This is a genomic window from Burkholderia sp. Bp8963 (assembly GCF_003854275.1).
GTDB lineage: Bacteria > Pseudomonadota > Gammaproteobacteria > Burkholderiales > Burkholderiaceae > Burkholderia.
The window spans coordinates 33,045-48,740 of record NZ_QTQP01000042.1 but is presented as its reverse complement, the minus strand read 5'-3'; the positions used below and the strand labels follow the sequence as shown (position 1 = coordinate 48,740).

The 15,696-nt window shown below is 69.5% G+C and carries 12 protein-coding genes; 7 read left to right on the top strand and 5 right to left on the bottom strand.

Annotation, left to right across the window (positions count from 1 at the left end; translation table 11 throughout):
* Nucleotides 1-13: 13 nt before the first annotated feature.
* Both DID96_RS27990 and DID96_RS27985 read right to left on the bottom strand, forming a co-directional pair.
* A complete protein-coding gene (locus tag DID96_RS27990) occupies nt 14-778 on the bottom strand; it encodes a sugar phosphate isomerase/epimerase (RefSeq protein ID WP_124602480.1) in 765 nt (254 codons plus the stop codon).
* A gap of 120 nt (nt 779-898) precedes the next feature.
* Nucleotides 899-1,792: a LysR family transcriptional regulator gene (locus DID96_RS27985; RefSeq protein WP_124602479.1), complete on the bottom strand. Its 894-nt coding sequence runs from the start codon at nt 1,790-1,792 to the stop codon at nt 899-901.
* Nucleotides 1,793-1,906: 114 nt separating this feature from the next.
* Between DID96_RS27985 and DID96_RS27980 the strand changes: the two genes are divergently transcribed.
* Together DID96_RS27980 and DID96_RS27970 are read left to right on the top strand one after the other, a co-directional pair.
* Nucleotides 1,907-2,974: a YeiH family protein gene (locus tag DID96_RS27980; protein ID WP_124602478.1), complete on the top strand. Its 1,068-nt coding sequence runs from the start codon at nt 1,907-1,909 to the stop codon at nt 2,972-2,974.
* A gap of 103 nt (nt 2,975-3,077) precedes the next feature.
* Nucleotides 3,078-4,811 carry a ClcB-like voltage-gated chloride channel protein gene (locus DID96_RS27970; protein ID WP_221624617.1) on the top strand — a complete coding sequence of 578 codons (1,734 nt, stop codon included), beginning with the start codon at nt 3,078-3,080 and terminating at the stop codon, nt 4,809-4,811.
* 34 nt (nt 4,812-4,845) lie between these two features.
* On the opposite strand, the gene DID96_RS27965 is transcribed toward DID96_RS27970, so the two are convergent.
* Nucleotides 4,846-5,466, bottom strand: a complete 621-nt coding sequence (locus tag DID96_RS27965; protein ID WP_124602475.1) for a TetR/AcrR family transcriptional regulator — start codon at nt 5,464-5,466, stop codon at nt 4,846-4,848.
* Nucleotides 5,467-5,652: 186 nt separating this feature from the next.
* Between DID96_RS27965 and DID96_RS27960 the strand changes: the two genes are divergently transcribed.
* The 4 genes from DID96_RS27960 (at nt 5,653) to DID96_RS27945 (ending at nt 12,812) form a co-directional block, all read left to right on the top strand.
* Nucleotides 5,653-6,771: an efflux RND transporter periplasmic adaptor subunit gene (locus tag DID96_RS27960; RefSeq protein WP_124602474.1), complete on the top strand. Its 1,119-nt coding sequence runs from the start codon at nt 5,653-5,655 to the stop codon at nt 6,769-6,771.
* Nucleotides 6,768-10,007 carry an efflux RND transporter permease subunit gene (locus DID96_RS27955; protein ID WP_124602473.1) on the top strand — a complete coding sequence of 1,080 codons (3,240 nt, stop codon included), beginning with the start codon at nt 6,768-6,770 and terminating at the stop codon, nt 10,005-10,007. Before DID96_RS27960 ends, DID96_RS27955 begins: the two co-directional genes overlap by 4 nt.
* 2 nt (nt 10,008-10,009) lie before the next feature.
* Nucleotides 10,010-11,590 carry an efflux transporter outer membrane subunit gene (locus DID96_RS27950; RefSeq protein ID WP_124602472.1) on the top strand — a complete coding sequence of 527 codons (1,581 nt, stop codon included), beginning with the start codon at nt 10,010-10,012 and terminating at the stop codon, nt 11,588-11,590.
* Between the two features lie 193 nt (nt 11,591-11,783).
* The gene (locus DID96_RS27945) at nt 11,784-12,812 is read left to right on the top strand and encodes a MerR family transcriptional regulator (protein WP_124602471.1); all 1,029 of its coding nucleotides are present in this window, start codon (nt 11,784-11,786) and stop codon (nt 12,810-12,812) included.
* 37 nt (nt 12,813-12,849) lie between these two features.
* On the opposite strand, the gene DID96_RS39115 is transcribed toward DID96_RS27945, so the two are convergent.
* On the bottom strand, nt 12,850-12,984 hold the full coding sequence (locus DID96_RS39115; protein WP_260464027.1) for a hypothetical protein: 135 nt from the start codon (nt 12,982-12,984) through the stop codon (nt 12,850-12,852).
* 168 nt (nt 12,985-13,152) lie between these two features.
* Nucleotides 13,153-14,523: a sigma-54-dependent Fis family transcriptional regulator gene (locus DID96_RS27940; protein WP_124602470.1), complete on the bottom strand. Its 1,371-nt coding sequence runs from the start codon at nt 14,521-14,523 to the stop codon at nt 13,153-13,155.
* Nucleotides 14,524-14,785: 262 nt separating this feature from the next.
* Between DID96_RS27940 and DID96_RS27935 the strand changes: the two genes are divergently transcribed.
* The gene (locus tag DID96_RS27935) at nt 14,786-15,676 is read left to right on the top strand and encodes an MBL fold metallo-hydrolase (RefSeq protein WP_409333822.1); all 891 of its coding nucleotides are present in this window, start codon (nt 14,786-14,788) and stop codon (nt 15,674-15,676) included.
* Nucleotides 15,677-15,696: the final 20 nt, after the last annotated feature.

Below are 15,696 nucleotides of genomic sequence, written 5' to 3'. Positions count from 1 at the left end.
GCTTGTTCACGCTTCAAGCGGCGACGAGCCACGCGACGCGATGCCGCGCGTCGCCCGCCGGGTCCGCCGCATCGAACGGAAACTCGATCCCGCGCGGCGCATGTTGCGGCAGCACGGCCAGCACCGCGGCAACGAGCGGATCGTGCGCGGCGGGCGCCACCGCGAAACGGCGCGCGCCCTCGCCCACGACGGCCTTGCAATGAATGTATTCGACATGCGGCGCGAGCGCCTGCGCGCATTCGAGCGGCGCTTCGCCCGGCCATTGCCAGTTGCCGATGTCGAACGTCATGCCGAGCGCGCGGGGCGCGCCCGCCGCGTCGAGCGCCGCGAACAGGTCGCGGAACTGCGCGAGCGCGCCGCCAACCGCCAGCTGGCCGTTCTCGACGACGACCCGCGCGCGCGCCTGCCGCGACAGCGCGACGATGTCGGCCGCGTGCGCATCGCCGGCAAAGCCGCCGAGCTGGAATTTCACGAAGCGCGCGCCGAGCGCGTCGGCTTCGGCGAGCGTGTCGCGCAGTGCGTCGGCATCGAGCGCACCCGCGTCGGTATACAGCGTCGCCGGCGTCGAATAGACCGACCAGAGCCCGTGCGCCGCGAGTTGCGCGCCGAGCGCCGTCAGCGCGTCATGCGCCGCGTCCGCGTCGGACGCGAACAGCTCGCGCCGCACCTCGAACCCGGCTGCGCCCGCCTGCGCGGCGGTCGCGACGAATGCCCGGTGGCCCTCCTGACGCACGCGGTCCATCCCGAATGCGCTCGCCACGATCACGATGTCTGCCATTTTGCCCTTTTTGACCGGAATGGAACCGGTTCCATTTACGTGAGACGGATGGTGCGCTTCGCTACGGACGCGCGCCATAGAGACAATCCCTAGGATTGGCCGCGTTGCGGGATCGACCGCTCAGGCAGCGTTCTGCGCGAGGCTCAGCGCGAGGAACTGCGCGGCGACCCGCGACGGCGCGCCGCCGTGCGGCACGAGGATCGAGAAATGACGCGTGAGCGGCGCGGGCGCGAACGGGCGCATCACGAGCGCCGCATCGTCGTGCCGCAGCGACATCGCCGACACGAAGCCGACGCCCATCCCGGCCCGCACGGCCTCCTTCACGGCCTCGACCCCGGCGATCTCGAACGCGACGCGCATCGGTGCGCCCGCGTGCGCGAATGCCCGTTCGACGAGCTGCCGCACGCCCGAGCCCTCTTCTCGCAGCACGAGCGGATACGGCGCGAGCGCATCGAGCGTCACACCGCCTTCGTGCGCCGGCTCGGCGAGCGGATGCCCGGCCGGCACGATCGCGACGATCTCGTCCTCATGCCACGCATGGACCGCCGTGCCGGGCGGCAGCGCCTCGCCGGGCGGGCCTTCGATCATCGCGATGTCGAGCGACGGCAGCGCGGCGACCACGTCCGCGGTGTTGCCGCTCATCGTCTGGATCGCGACCCGCGGCGCGCGCGGCTGGAACTCGGCGATCAGGTACGGCAGCAGATAGCTCGCGGGCGTCGTGCTCGCGCCGATCCGCAGCGTGCCGGCCTCGAGCCCGCGTACCGCATCGCGAAACGCACGCGCCTGCGCGAACGTGTCGCGCAGCGCCTTCGCGTACTCCGCGAGCTGCTCGCCGGCCGGCGTCAGACGAATGCCGCGGCCGTCGCGCTGGTACAGCGGCTCGCCGAACTCGTCCTGCAGCAGGCGCAGCTGGCCGGACACCGCCGGCTGCGACAGATGCAGCGCGAGCGCCGCATGGCTGATGTTCAGGTGCTCGGCAACGGCCGCGAAAGTTATCAGTTGATCCGGGGTCATGGGCGTGAATTATCGGATTTCCGGATAGTTTACGTCACAAATCACAATTTTTCATATCGATATAACCAAATTAGGATTAGGGCATTGAAATGACGATCCGATCCGGGTTCCATCATGTCTACTGCTCCGACTCCCCATCTCAGCCACGCCGCGCCGTCGATGCGCGGGCAGTTGAACGGCGTGCTGTTCGTCGCGCTGTTCGCCGCCGCCGTCACGAGCGTGTCGCAATTGCCCGCGATCGCCGGGCTCGGCCTCTCTCCGCTTATCGTCGGCATCGTCGCCGGCGCGTTGTACGGCAACGCACTGCGCGACGGCATGCCGGCCAGCTGGGCGGCCGGCGTCAACTTCTCCGCGCGCAAGCTGCTGCGCATCGCCGTCGCGTTCTTCGGGTTGCGCGTGAGCCTGCAGGAAATCGCGCAGGTCGGCCTGCCGGGCCTGACCGTGTCGGTGCTGGTGGTCGTCAGCACGCTCGTGATCGGCACCTGGGCCGGCATGAAGCTGATGAAGCTCGACCGCGATTCGGCACTGCTGACCGCGGCCGGCAGCGCCATCTGCGGCGCGGCCGCCGTGCTCGCGTTCGAATCGACGCTGCAGTCGAAGCCGCATCAGAGCGCGATGGCGGTCGGCAGCGTCGTGCTGTTCGGCACGCTGTCGATGTTCATGTACCCGCTCGCGTACCACGCCGGGCTGCTGAACCTCGACCCGGCCGGCCTCGGCCTGTTCTTCGGCGGCACGATCCACGAGGTCGCGCAGGTGGTCGGCGCGGCGAGCGACGTGAGCCCGCAGGTCGCGCACATCGCGACGATCGTGAAGATGACCCGCGTGATGCTGCTGGTGCCCGTGCTGCTCGTGCTCGGCGGGTGGCTCGCCCGCTCGGCGAAGGCGACGGCCGACGGCGCGCAAGGCAAGCGCAAGATCGCGGTGCCCTGGTTCGCGCTCGGCTTCCTCGGCTTCGTGATCGTGAACTCGCTGAACGTGCTGCCGGCCGACGTCACGCATACGCTCAACGTGCTCGACACGTTCGCGCTGACGATGGCGATGACGGCGCTCGGCATCGAGACCCGCGTGTCGCAGATCCGCGAGGCCGGCCCCCGCGCGCTGACCACCGGCCTGATCCTGTACGTGTGGCTGATCGCCGGCGGCTACGGCATCACCTGGGCCGTGCAGCACTGGCTTGGCTGATCCGCGCCATTCCACCGCACGCGCCGCGCCCGCCGGGAAGGTTCTCCCGCGGGCGCGGCGCAGTGCTATGCTTCGCGTCGTTTTCCACGGTCCCCGCTCAGTCGTGCTCTCGTTCCTGCTGAAGCTGCGCACCCGCGCCCAAACGCTGTTCCGCCTGTCCGACGCCCATACGATGCTGATCTGGTCGGTGATCGTCGGGATCGGCGGTGCATTCGCCACGATCGCATTCCGCGAAGGCATCGCGCTGGTGCAGCACGTGGTCTCAGGCAGCAGCGGCAGCTTCGTCGAGATGGCGAAGCGCCTGCCGTGGTACATGCGCGTCTGGCTGCCCGCCGCGGGCGGTTTCCTCGCCGGCTGCGTGCTGCTGCTCGCGACCCGCAGCGACGCGAAAGCGCGCAAGACCGACTACATGGAGTCGGTCGCGCTCGGCAACGGTGTCGTGCCGGTGCGGCAGAGCCTGTGGCGCAGCGTATCGTCGCTGCTGACGATCGGCACCGGCGGCTCGATCGGCCGAGAAGGCCCGATGGTGCAGCTCGCCGCGCTCGCCGCGTCGCTCGTCGGCCGCTTCGCGCACTTCGACCCGCCGCGGCTGCGCCTGCTCGTCGCGTGCGGTGCGGCGGCCGGCATCACGTCCGCGTACAACGCGCCGATCGCCGGCGCGTTCTTCGTGTCGGAGATCGTGCTCGGCGCGATCGCGATGGAGAGCTTCGGCCCGATGGTGGTCGCGTCGGTGGTCGCGAACATCGTGATGCGCGAATTCGCCGGCTACCGGCCGCCGTACGAGATGCCGGTGTTCCCGGCCGTCGCGGGCCCCGAGGTGCTGCTGTTCGTCGTGCTCGGCCTGCTGTGCGGCGTGCTCGCGCCGCAGTTCCTGCACCTGCTCGACGCGTCGAAGAACCAGTTCAAGCGGCTGCCCGTGCCGCTGCCGGTGCGGCTCGCGATCGGCGGCCTGATCGTCGGCGTGATCTCGGTGTGGATTCCGGACGTGTGGGGCAACGGCTACAGCGTCGTCAACCAGATCCTGCATTCACCGTGGACCTGGCAGGCGCTCGTCGCGGTGCTGGTGTTCAAGGTGCTCGCGACGGCGGCCACCGCCGGCTCCGGCGCGATCGGCGGGGTCTTCACGCCGACGCTGTTCGTCGGCGCGGTGCTCGGCTCGCTGTTCGGGCTCGGTATGCAGGCGCTGTGGCCGGGGCACACGTCCGCGTACTTCGCGTACGCGATCGTCGGGATGGGCGCGTTCATGGCCGGCGCAACGCAGGCGCCGCTGATGGCGATCCTGATGCTCTTCGAGATGACGCTCAGCTACCAGGTCGTGCTGCCGCTGATGGTGTCGTGCGTCGTCGCGTATTTCGTCGCGCGCGCGACCGGCACGACGTCGATGTACGAGATCACGCTGCGCCACCACCAGGATGCGCAGGAACGCCTGCGGATCCGGACCACCCAGATGCGCGAGCTGATCCAGCCCGCGCAGACGGTCGTGCCGCTCACCGCGAGCGTCGCCGACATGACCCGCGTGTTCCTCGAATACCCGGTGAAGTACCTGTACGTGACCGACGACGCCGGGCGCTTTCGCGGCGCGGTCGCGCTGAAGGACATCACCTGCGACCTGCTCGACAAGCGCGAAACGGCCGACAAGACGGCCGCGCACTACGTGCACACGCCCTTCCCGCTGCTCACGCCCGACATGCCGCTCGGCACCGCGCTCGAGCATTTCATGTGCTTCCAGGGCGAACGGCTGCCGGTGATCGAAAGCGAGGCGGAGCCGACGCTCGCCGGCGTCGTCTACAAGACGTCGCTGCTCGACGCGTACCGGCGGATGACCGGCGAGCGCTGACGCGCCTGGTGCGCGGCGCCGCTAGCCGCGCGCATCAGTCCGGCGCGCGTCCGAGCACCACCCAAGAGAAGAAGCCCGCGAGCACGGCCTCGGCCGCATCGGCCGACACCTGCTGCGGATCGGCCGTGTAATACGACTGCACGCCATCGCACAGGCTCATCAGCCCGAGCGCGAGCGTCTCGGCCGGCAGCCGCAGCGGCGTGCCCGAGCGCTCCGCGAACGCGCGGATGGTCTCGGCCATTCGCGCGCGCGTCTGTTGCAGGAACTGGTTGAACTGCGCGCGGAACTTCGCGTCGCGCGCCGCCTGCAGCTTCGCCTCGACCCACATCAGGAAACAGCGGTCGTCGCGGTGCATGCGCCGGTAATAGGCGAGCGCGGTCGCCTCCATCTGCTCGCGCGTGCCGCCGCCCTCGAAAATCTGCTTCAGGTCCTCCAGCAGGGACGCATGGTCACGCTCGAGCAGTTCGAGCAGCAGCTCCGCCTTGCCGCGGAAATTCGAATAGAACGCGCCCCGCGTATAGCCGGCCGCCGCGGCAATGTCCTCGACGCTCGCGGCGACGAAGCCTTTGTTCAGAAAAATCGACTGTGCAGCATTCAGCAGACGCTCTCGCGTCTGGTCCTTGCTCTGCTCCCGTGTCAAGCGCGTTGGTTTCATGGCGCGAAGTCTAGCACCAATTCCCTTTCAAATTCATCTTTGCATTCAAATACAGACGTGTATTAGAATCCGCCTCAGTATCCGAAAGATCTTGTCCGCGCGCATCGTGTCGCGCCGCTCGGGGCAAGCGCCCGACGCTTGCCGGCTTCGTTCCGCTGTGTCCCTGTTTCTTCGTCTGGGGGTTTCGTGAATCGCTTCGGTTTCCGCGCCGTGCTGCTGATCGGCGCTGCGCTCGTCCTCTCCGCCTGTCATCCGAAAGAATCCGCGCCGCCCGCGCCGCGCCCCGTCGTCGCGCTGCCGGCCCATGCCGACGGCGCCGCCGTCGCCCGCACGCTGCCCGGCGAAATCCAGCCGCGCTACGCGACACCGCTGTCGTTCCGCATCGCAGGCAAGATCGTCGAGCGCAAGGTGCAGCTCGGCGACACCGTGAAGGCCGGCCAGGTCGTCGCGCTGCTCGATCCGTCCGACGTCGAGAAGAACGCTGCGAGCGCGCAGGCGCAGCTCGACGCCGCGTCGCACCGCCTCGCATATGCGAAACAGCAACTCGACCGCGACCGCGCGCAGGCCCGTGAAAACCTGATCGCGACCGCGCAGCTCGAGCAGACCGAAGACGCGTATGCGTCCGCGCTCGCGCAGCGCGACCAGGCGCAGCAGCAGCTCGCGCTCGCGAAGAACCAGCTCCGCTACGCGACGCTCGTTGCCGATCACGACGGCTACATCACGGCCGAGCAGGCCGACACGGGCCAGAACGTGTCCGCCGGCCAGCCCGTCTACCAGCTCGCGTGGGCCGGCGACGTCGACGTCGTCAGCGACGTGCCGGAAGCCGCGCTCGCGTCGCTCGCACCGGGCCACGGGGCGTCCGTCACGCTGCCGTCGCTGCCGGGCCGGCAGTTCGCCGCGAAGGTCCGCGAAGTCGCGCCGGCCGCCGATCCGCAAAGCCGCACCTACCGCGTGAAGCTGTCGCTCGGACGGCCCGATCCGGCGATCCGCCTCGGGATGACGGCCGACGTCGCGTTCGACGGCCTGCCGGCCGACAACGACGCCGCGACCATCACGCTGCCCGCGACCGCGCTGTTCCACGACGGCCAGCATCCGGCCGTGTGGGTCGTGCGCGCGAAGGACGATACGCTCGAGCTGCGCCGCGTCGACGTCGCGCGCTTCAACGAGCGCACCGTCACCGTGTTCAGCGCCACGCACGGGCTGCAGCCGGGCGAGCGCGTCGTGCTGCAGGGCGTGCACACGGTCAGCGCGGGCGAGAAGGTCCGCGCGATCGCGCCGCTGCACCCGGAGGACTTCGCGTCATGAGCTCGTTTCGCGAAGAAAGCCATAGCGGCTTCAACCTGTCCGCGTGGGCGCTGCGCCACCAGGCGCTCGTCGTCTACCTGATCGTGCTCGCGACGCTTGCGGGCATCCTCGCGTACACGCGCCTCGCGCAATCCGAAGACCCGCCGTTCACGTTCCGCGTGATGGTGATCCGCACGTTCTGGCCGGGCGCGACCGCGCGGCAGGTGCAGGAACAGGTCACCGACCGGATCGGCCGCAAGCTGCAGGAAACGCCGGCGATCGACTTCCAGCGCAGCTACTCGCGCCCCGGCGAATCGCTGATCTTCTTCACGATGAAGGATTCGGCGCCGGTCAAGGACGTGCCGGAGACCTGGTACCAGATCCGCAAGAAGGTCAGCGACATCGGCTACACGCTGCCGCCCGGCGTGCAGGGCCCGTTCTTCAATGACGAATTCGGCGACGTCTACACCAACATCTACACGCTCGAAGGCGACGGCTTCTCGCCCGCGCAGCTGCACGACTACGCGGACCAGCTGCGCACGGTGCTGCTGCGCGTGCCGGGCGTCGGCAAGGTCGACTATTTCGGCGACCCCGGCCAGCGGATCTTCATCGAGGTCAACAACGCGCAACTCACGCGCCTTGGCATCTCGCCGCAGCAGCTCGGTCAGGCGATCAACGCACAGAACGACGTGTCGTCGGGCGGCGTGCTGACGACCACCGACGACCGCGTGTTCGTGCGGCCGAGCGGCCAGTTCGACAACGTCGCCGCGATCGCCGACACGCTGCTGCGCATCAACGGCCGCACGTTCCGGCTCGGCGATCTCGCGACCGTGAGGCGCGGCTACGACGATCCGACCGTCACGCAGATGCGCGCGGCCGGCCAAGGTGCTACCGGCCAAGGTGCTACCGGCGAAGGCGCGGCCGGCCAAGGTGCGGCCGGCAAGGCCGTGCTCGGGATCGGCATCACGATGCAGCCGGGCGGCGACGTGATCCGCCTCGGCAAGGCGCTCGACGGGCAATCGAAGGCGCTGCAGGCGCAACTGCCGGCCGGCCTCAAGCTGACCGAAGTGTCGAGCATGCCGCACGCGGTCGCGCGGTCGGTCGACGACTTCATGGAAGCCGTCGCCGAAGCCGTCGCGATCGTGCTGGTCGTGAGCCTCGTGTCGCTCGGCCTGCGCACCGGGATGGTCGTCGTGATCTCGATCCCGGTCGTGCTCGCCGTCACCGCGCTCTTCATGTACCTGTTCGACATCGGTCTGCACAAGGTGTCGCTCGGCACGCTGGTGCTCGCGCTCGGCCTGCTCGTCGACGACGCGATCATCGCGGTCGAGATGATGGCCGTGAAGCTCGAGCAAGGCTACAGCCGCGCACGCGCGGCCGCGTTCGCGTACTCCAGCACTGCGTTCCCGATGCTGACCGGCACGCTCGTCACCGTGTCCGGCTTCCTGCCGATCGCGCTCGCGAAATCGAGCACCGGCGAGTACACGCGCTCGATCTTCGAGGTGTCGGCGATCGCGCTGATCGCGTCGTGGTTCGCGGCGGTCGTGCTGATCCCGCTGCTCGGCTTCCACCTGCTGCCCGAGCGCAAGAAGCACGCGCACGAAGCGCACCTGCCCGACGACCACGAGCACGACATCTACGACACGCGCTTCTACACGCGGCTGCGCGGCTGGATCCACTGGTGCATCGAGCGGCGCTTCGTCGTGCTGCTGATCACGGGCGCCCTCTTCGTCGTGTCGCTGCTGGGCTTCTCGCTGGTGCCGCAGCAGTTCTTCCCGAGCTCCGACCGCCCCGAGCTGCTGGTCGACCTGCGGCTGCCCGAAGGCGCGTCGTTCGCGGCGACGCTGCGCGAGACCGAGCGCCTCGAACAGACGATCGCCGGACGCCCCGAGATCGATCACTCGGTCAATTTCGTCGGCAGCGGCGCACCGCGCTTCTACCTGCCGCTCGACCAGCAGCTGCAGTTGCCGAACTTCGCGCAGTTCGTGATCACCGCGAAATCGGTCAAGGAACGCGAGAAGCTCGCGAGCTGGCTCGAAACCACGATGCGCGAACGGTTCCCGGCCGTGCGCTGGCGCCTGTCGCGGCTCGAGAACGGGCCGCCCGTCGGCTATCCCGTGCAGTTCCGCGTGAGCGGCGACGACATCGCGACCGTGCGCGGCATCGCCGAAAAGGTCGCAGCGGCGACGCGCGGCGACGCCCGCACGGTGAACGTGCAGTTCGACTGGGACGAGCCGGCCGAGCGCTCGGTGCGCTTCGAGCTCGACCAGAAGAAGGCGCGCGAGCTGAACGTGACGTCGCAGGACGTATCGAGCTTCCTCGCGATGACGCTGTCCGGCATCACGGTCACGCAATACCGCGAGCGCGACAAGCTGATCGCGGTCGACTTGCGCGCGCCACAGGCCGACCGCGTCGATCCCGCGAAGCTCGCGGGCCTCGCGCTGCCGACGCCGAACGGCCCCGTGCCGCTCGGCTCGCTCGGCCGCTTCAAGCCGACGCTCGAATACGGGGTGATCTGGGAGCGCGACCGCCAGCCGACCATCACCGTGCAGTCGGATGTGCGCGCGGGCGCGCAGGGCATCGACGTCACGCATGCAATCGACGGCAAGCTGAATGCGCTGCGCGCGCAGTTGCCGGTCGGCTACCGGATCGAGATCGGCGGCCCGGTCGAGGAAAGCGCGAAGGGGCAGAATTCGATCAACGCGCAGATGCCGCTGATGGCGATCGCCGTGTTCACGCTGCTGATGATCCAGCTGCAGAGCTTCTCGCGCGTGCTGATGGTCGTGCTGACCGCGCCGCTCGGGCTGATCGGCGTCGTCGGCACGCTGCTGCTGTTCGGCCAGCCCTTCGGCTTCGTCGCGATGCTCGGCGTGATCGCGATGTTCGGGATCATCATGCGCAACTCGGTGATCCTCGTCGACCAGATCGAGCAGGACATCGCGGCCGGCCACGGACGCTTCGACGCGATCGTCGGCGCGACCGTGCGGCGCTTCCGGCCGATCACGCTGACGGCCGCAGCCGCCGTGCTCGCGCTGATCCCCCTGTTGCGCTCGAACTTCTTCGGGCCGATGGCGACCGCGCTGATGGGCGGCATCACGAGCGCGACCGTGCTGACCCTGTTCTACCTGCCGGCGCTGTACGCCGCGTGGTTCCGCGTGAAGAGCGGCGAGCGCGATGCACCGGACAGCCATCCGCCGCACGACGGCGACGGTGGTCCGTCAGGCGGCACGCCGCCCGCCACGCCGTCGGGAGCCTGATCATGAAACTGTCGATGAACCTGATGACCCAGACCGCGCGCGCGATGGCAGCCGCCGGCCTCGTGTCGCTCGCCGGCTGCGCGTGGTTCGGCCCGAGCGGCGAGCCGCCCGCGATGCCGTCCCCCGCGCACTACGGCGTGGCGCCGCAAGCAGAGCAGACGATTGCCGCGCTAGGCGTCGCGCAGCAGTTCGAGGTCGGCGCGCAGCCGGTGCCCGACTGGTGGCGCGAGTACCGCTCCGATGCGCTGAACGCGCTCGTCGACGAAGGGCTGCGCAACAGCCCGACGCTCAGTGCCGCATCGCACACGCTGAACGCCGCGCGCGAGCAGCTGCGCGCGCAGATCGGCAGTTCGCTGCTGCCGTCGATCGACGCGGGCGGCCAGGCCGCGCGCCAGCGCGCGCTCGGCGTGCCGATTCCCGCGCTCGGCGCACCGACGTTGCTGTACGACACGTTCGTCGGCCAGATCGAAGCGCGCTATACGATCGACCTGTTCGGCGCCGCGCGCTTCGCGAACCGCGCGCTCGCGAAACGCGTCGACGTCAGCGCGTTCCAGCTCGACTCCGCGCGGCGCGCGCTCGCCGCGAACATCGTCACCGCGTCGATCACCGCGTCGGTCCTGAACGCGCAGATCGACACGACCGAGCGGCTCGTCGCGCTCGCCGACGCGCAGGCGCACGATGCCGAGCGCCGCTACGCGCTCGGCGCCGGGTCGCGCACCGACGCGCTGAACGCGCGGCAGAGCGCGGCCACGTTCGCGGCCAGCCTGCCCGTGCTGCGCCAGCAGCGCGATTCGGCGCGCCATGCGCTCGCGGTGCTGGTCGGCCGCACACCGGACCAGCCGCCCGCCGATCTCGCGCTCGCCGACCTGCATCTGCCGCAGCAGGTGCCGGTCGTCGTGCCGTCGGACCTGCTGCAGAGCCGGCCCGACATCCGCGCGGCCGACGCGGCGCTGAAGGCGGCCGCGGCCGAGGTCGGCGTCGCGACCGCGCAGCTGTTCCCGCAGCTGTCGCTGTCGGCGTCGATGGGACAAGGCGGCTTCAGCTGGCCGACGATGTTGTCGGGCGCCGGCGCGATCTGGAGCATTGGCGCGTCGCTCAGCCAGCCGATCTTCCACGGCGGCGCGCTGCTCGCGCAGCGCCGCGCGGCGAAGGAAAACTACGAGGCCGCGGTCGATCAATACAAGCAGACCGTGCTCGGCGCGTTCCAGAACGTCGCCGATTCGCTCGCGGCGCTCGAGCACGACGCGCAGGCACTCGACGCGTCGGGCCGCGCCGCCAGCGCCGCACGCGGCGCGTACGACGACACGGCCGCGCGCACGCGGCTCGGCGCGCTGCCACGGGCGTCCGCGCGAGCGAGCGAACTGCAGTACCGTAATGCGCAGCTCGACGAGATTCGCGCGACGGGCGCGCGCCTGTCGGACACCGCACGGCTGTACCAGGCGATGGGCACGCCGCCCGTCGGGGGCTCGCCGAATCAGCGGCCGACTATGCAGCCGACTGAGCAGTCAAATGAGCAGTCCGCCAGGCAACCAGTGCCGCAGGCCCGCACCGCCGATGCGACTGCTGCATCCGCCACGCAGTGACGCTTGCGCCTCCTGCGGGCCGTACCCGCCACGCAGCGACACTTGAACCTCCGTCGGGCCGCGCCCGTTGCGCGGTCGTCCGGTTCGTTCGACGGGCGCGCGCGAGCCTGTTCGGCGCACCCGCCTCTTTCCGCTTGACCCTCACGTAGCGTAACGTTCGAGACTTCAGCGTGCGCACTAAACGGAGGCTCGAATGCGACTGAAAGTGGGAGACCTGGCAAAACGCAGCGGACTGACCGTCCGCACGCTGCACCACTATCACGCGATCGGTCTGCTGACCCCTTCGGCGCGCGCCGACAACGGCTACCGGCTGTACGACCGCAACGACATCGCCCGGCTTCACCAGATCCAGGCATTGCGTCGCTTCGGCCTGTCGCTCGCCGAGATCGGCGCTTACCTGAACCAGCCCGGCACGCCGCTCGTCGGGATCGTCGCGAAGCAGATCGCGATGCTCGACCGCGAAATCGAGCAGGCCGCGCGGCTGCGCGAGCGACTCGTGCACCTGCACGAGCAGCTCGCCGGCGGCGCGGAGCCGGAGCTGGCCGATTGGCTCACCACGCTGGAGTTGATGACTGTGTACGACCAATACTTTTCCGAGGAAGAACTCGCGCGCATGCCGATGTACCGCAAGAGCCAGACAGGCGATGCGGAATGGACCGCGCTTGTCAGCGACGTGCGCGCGCTGATGGATGGCGGCGTCGCGCCCGAGGACGATCGCGTGCGCGCGCTCGCCGATCGCTGGATGGCGCTGCTCGTGCGCGACACGAACGGCGACCCGCGGCTACTCACGAAGCTGAACCTGATGCACGAAAGCGAGCCGTCGATGCAGGCGCAGATCGGCATTTCGACGGCCCTGCGCGACTACGTGCTGCGCGCGGTCGCCGAAACGAAGATGCGGATCTTCGAGAAGTACCTCGCGCCGGACGAGATCCGCTTCATGCGCGCGCACTATGGCGAACGGGCCAAGGAATGGCCGCAGCTGATGGCCGATGCGCGCGACGTGATCGATGCCGGCGCCCGGCCCGACTCCCCGGAAGGCCGAGCGCTCGCGCTGCGCTGGCTCGACCTGTTCCGCAGCTATGCGGGCGACGATCCCGCGACGCACGCGAAATTTCGCCATGCGATGATGAACGAACCTGCGCTGACGAAGGACGGTTGGGCCGACGACACGTTGCTCGGGTTCATGCGCGAAGCGATGGCGCAGTTGAAGCCGCAGCACTGATCGGCAGGCATCCGGCCGCGCGGCGCGCTTTCATGTGTCACCACCGGCAGCCGGCATCGCGCACCGAGTCGAGCGCGAGTGCCGGAATCGCGAGCAGGCCCATCCCCGCATACTCGCTCCGGCAATCGGCGCGGCGGGCCGATCGCATCCAGATCGCGCCGCCAGTCGACATCGGGCAATCGCGCATCCGCCGGGCCGCGTTCGCCGCATTTCGCAGCGGCAGCCTCAGGCATGACAGGCTCCGTACGCACTGACTGTTTCGCCCCGTCTGCCGGACGTGTCGGCACGCGCGTTGCCTGCGTGTCGGCACGACGCCGGGAACGAACTTCAGCGGTTGCCGTCACGCGTCCCGCGTCGCGATTCCGAGCGCGCGCAGCCGCCGGTACAACGTGCGCTCGCTGATCCCGACGTGCCCGGCGAGCGCACGCCGGGTGCCGCGAAACGTGCGCGCAATGCGCGCGAGCGCGTCGTCGGACAGCGTTCCCCCGGCATCCGGCTGCCGCGCCGGGTCACCTGCTTGCGCGACTTCGTCGGGCAGGTGCTCGACACGGATCGCGCCGTCGTCCGCGAACAGGCATGCGCGCTCGAGCACGTTGCGCAGCTCGCGAATATTGCCCGGCCACGCATAGGCGTCGAGGCACGCACGCGCCGTGTCGGTCAGCGTGAACGACGTGTCGCGCACACCGGCGCGCGCGTTCGCGATCCGCTGCAGGATCGACGCGGCGAGCAGCGCGATGTCGCCGTGCCGCTCGCGCAGCGCCGGCAGGTGGATCGGAAACGCGCTGATCCGGTAGTAGAGATCCTGCCGAAAGCGTCCGTCGTCGATCATCTCGCGCAGCGGCTTGTGGGTCGCCGCGACGAGCCGGAAATCCGCGCGCAGCGCCTCGACGCCACCGACGCGCCGGAACGTGCCCGATTCGATCAGCCGCAGCAGCTTCACCTGCATCGGCAGCGGCACGTCGCCGATCTCGTCGAGAAACAGCGTGCCGCCCTGCGCGGTCTCGACGAGCCCCGGCTTGCGCGCCGCCGCACCGGTGAACGCCCCCTTCTCGTAGCCGAACAGCTCGCTCTCGAACAGCGTCTCGGCGATCCCCGAACAATCGACGACGACGAACGGCCCCATCGCGCGGGCGCTCGCCTCGTGCAGCGCGCGCGCGAACAGCTCCTTGCCGGTGCCCGACTCGCCGAGCAGCAGCACCGGCAGCATCGACGGCGCGACGCGCTGCAGCGCGCCGAGCGCCGCGTTGAACGCGTCCGAGCCGCCGACGAGCCCGTCCGCGCTCGGCTGCGCGGACGCGCTGCGCACCGTCGTCAGGCGCTCGACGTATGCGATCACGCGGCCCGCCGCGTCGAAGATCGGGCGCAGCTCGACGTCGACGTGCTCGGGGCCGCGCGGCGTGTGATGGATGTGCAGCACGCGGTTCAGGCTGCGCGACTCCAGCGCCTGCTTCATCGGGCAGTGTTCGCCGGCCTGGTCGCACGGCACGTCGTAGTGATGCGACACCCGATAGCAATGCCGGCCCACGTGCTCGACGCCGGCGACGCCGAACTGGCGCCGGTACGCGCCGTTCGCCGCGAGGATCCGGTAGTCGGGATCGACGACGATCATCGGCTGCGGGTCCTGCTCGAGATACGCGACGAGCGCGCTCACGTCGGGCGCGGCGTCGCGCGAAGCTTCGGGGACGATCGGAATGATGTCGTGCTGGCTCATGAGGCGGGTCCGGAGAGTGACTGTCACGGTGGCTGCCAATTCTGCCATGTCACTGCCAGATATGGCAGCGACATCGCTGACGCCGGGCCGCGCACGCTCCCGCGCGATGCGCATCCGCCGCCAGAAAGACGAGATGAATCAATGCGCTGGCGTCTTTACGCGAGCATCGACGCGAGCTGGCACGCTTCTTGAATTCCAGAGTGCCAATCGCAAAAACTGCAGAACCAGATCGAGGAGTTTCCCCGTGAGCAACGCGTCCGTGATGTCGGTTGAAGGTTTCTTCGACCGGGCGACCAGCACCATCAGTTACCTCCTGCTCGATACGGCGAGCCGCGAATGCGCGCTGATCGACAGCGTGCTCGACTACGACCCGAAGTCGGGCCGCACGCATACGGCGAGCGCCGACCGGCTGATCGCGCGCGTGGCCGAACTCGGCGCGACGGTGCGCTGGCTGCTGGAAACGCACGTGCACGCCGATCACCTGTCGGCGGCGCCGTACCTGAAGGCGCACGTCGGCGGCCAGATCGCGATCGGCACGCACGTGCAGCGCGTGCAGCACGTGTTCGGCCGGCTGTTCAACGCAGGCCCCGGCTTCACGCCCGACGGCAGCCAGTTCGACCGGCTGCTCGCCGACGGCGACGTGCTCGCCCTCGGCGCGCTGTCGATCCGTGCATTGCATACGCCGGGCCATACGCCCGCCTGCACGACCTACTACGTCGATAGCGGTGTCGACGGCGGCGTTGAAGGCAGCGGCGAGCGCGCGGCCTTCGTCGGCGACACGCTGTTCATGCCCGACTACGGCACCGCGCGCTGCGACTTTCCCGGCGGCGACGCGCGCGTGCTGTACCGGTCGATCGCGCGCGTGCTGGGCCTGCCGCCCGACACGCGCCTCTACATGTGCCACGACTACCAGCCGGGCGGGCGTGACCTGCAGTACGTGAGCACCGTCGCCGACCAGCGCCGCGCGAACGTGCACGTGCGCGACGGCGTGACCGAGGACGATTTCGTCGCGATGCGCACGGCCCGCGACGCGACGCTCGACATGCCGGTGCTGATGCTGCCGTCGGTGCAGGTCAACATGCGCGCCGGCCGCCTGCCCGAACCCGAAGACAACGGCGTGCGCTACCTGAAGATCCCGCTCGACGCGATCTGAGCACGCCGCCCCGCCCCGAC

Excerpts from the sequence above, each read along its gene's own strand:
- DID96_RS27935 (WP_409333822.1), top strand. The coding sequence starts at position 14,786 with ATGTCGGTTGAAGGTTTCTTCGACCGGGCGACCAGCACCATCAGTTAC.
- DID96_RS27990 (WP_124602480.1), bottom strand. The coding sequence starts at position 778 with ATGGCAGACATCGTGATCGTGGCGAGCGCATTCGGGATGGACCGCGTG.
- DID96_RS27950 (WP_124602472.1), top strand. The coding sequence starts at position 10,010 with ATGAAACTGTCGATGAACCTGATGACCCAGACCGCGCGCGCGATGGCA.
- DID96_RS27985 (WP_124602479.1), bottom strand. The coding sequence starts at position 1,792 with ATGACCCCGGATCAACTGATAACTTTCGCGGCCGTTGCCGAGCACCTG.
- DID96_RS39115 (WP_260464027.1), bottom strand. The coding sequence starts at position 12,984 with ATGTCGACTGGCGGCGCGATCTGGATGCGATCGGCCCGCCGCGCCGAT.
- DID96_RS27955 (WP_124602473.1), top strand. The coding sequence starts at position 6,768 with ATGAGCTCGTTTCGCGAAGAAAGCCATAGCGGCTTCAACCTGTCCGCG.
- DID96_RS27945 (WP_124602471.1), top strand. The coding sequence starts at position 11,784 with ATGCGACTGAAAGTGGGAGACCTGGCAAAACGCAGCGGACTGACCGTC.
- DID96_RS27940 (WP_124602470.1), bottom strand. The coding sequence starts at position 14,523 with ATGAGCCAGCACGACATCATTCCGATCGTCCCCGAAGCTTCGCGCGAC.
- DID96_RS27980 (WP_124602478.1), top strand. The coding sequence starts at position 1,907 with ATGTCTACTGCTCCGACTCCCCATCTCAGCCACGCCGCGCCGTCGATG.
- DID96_RS27965 (WP_124602475.1), bottom strand. The coding sequence starts at position 5,466 with ATGAAACCAACGCGCTTGACACGGGAGCAGAGCAAGGACCAGACGCGA.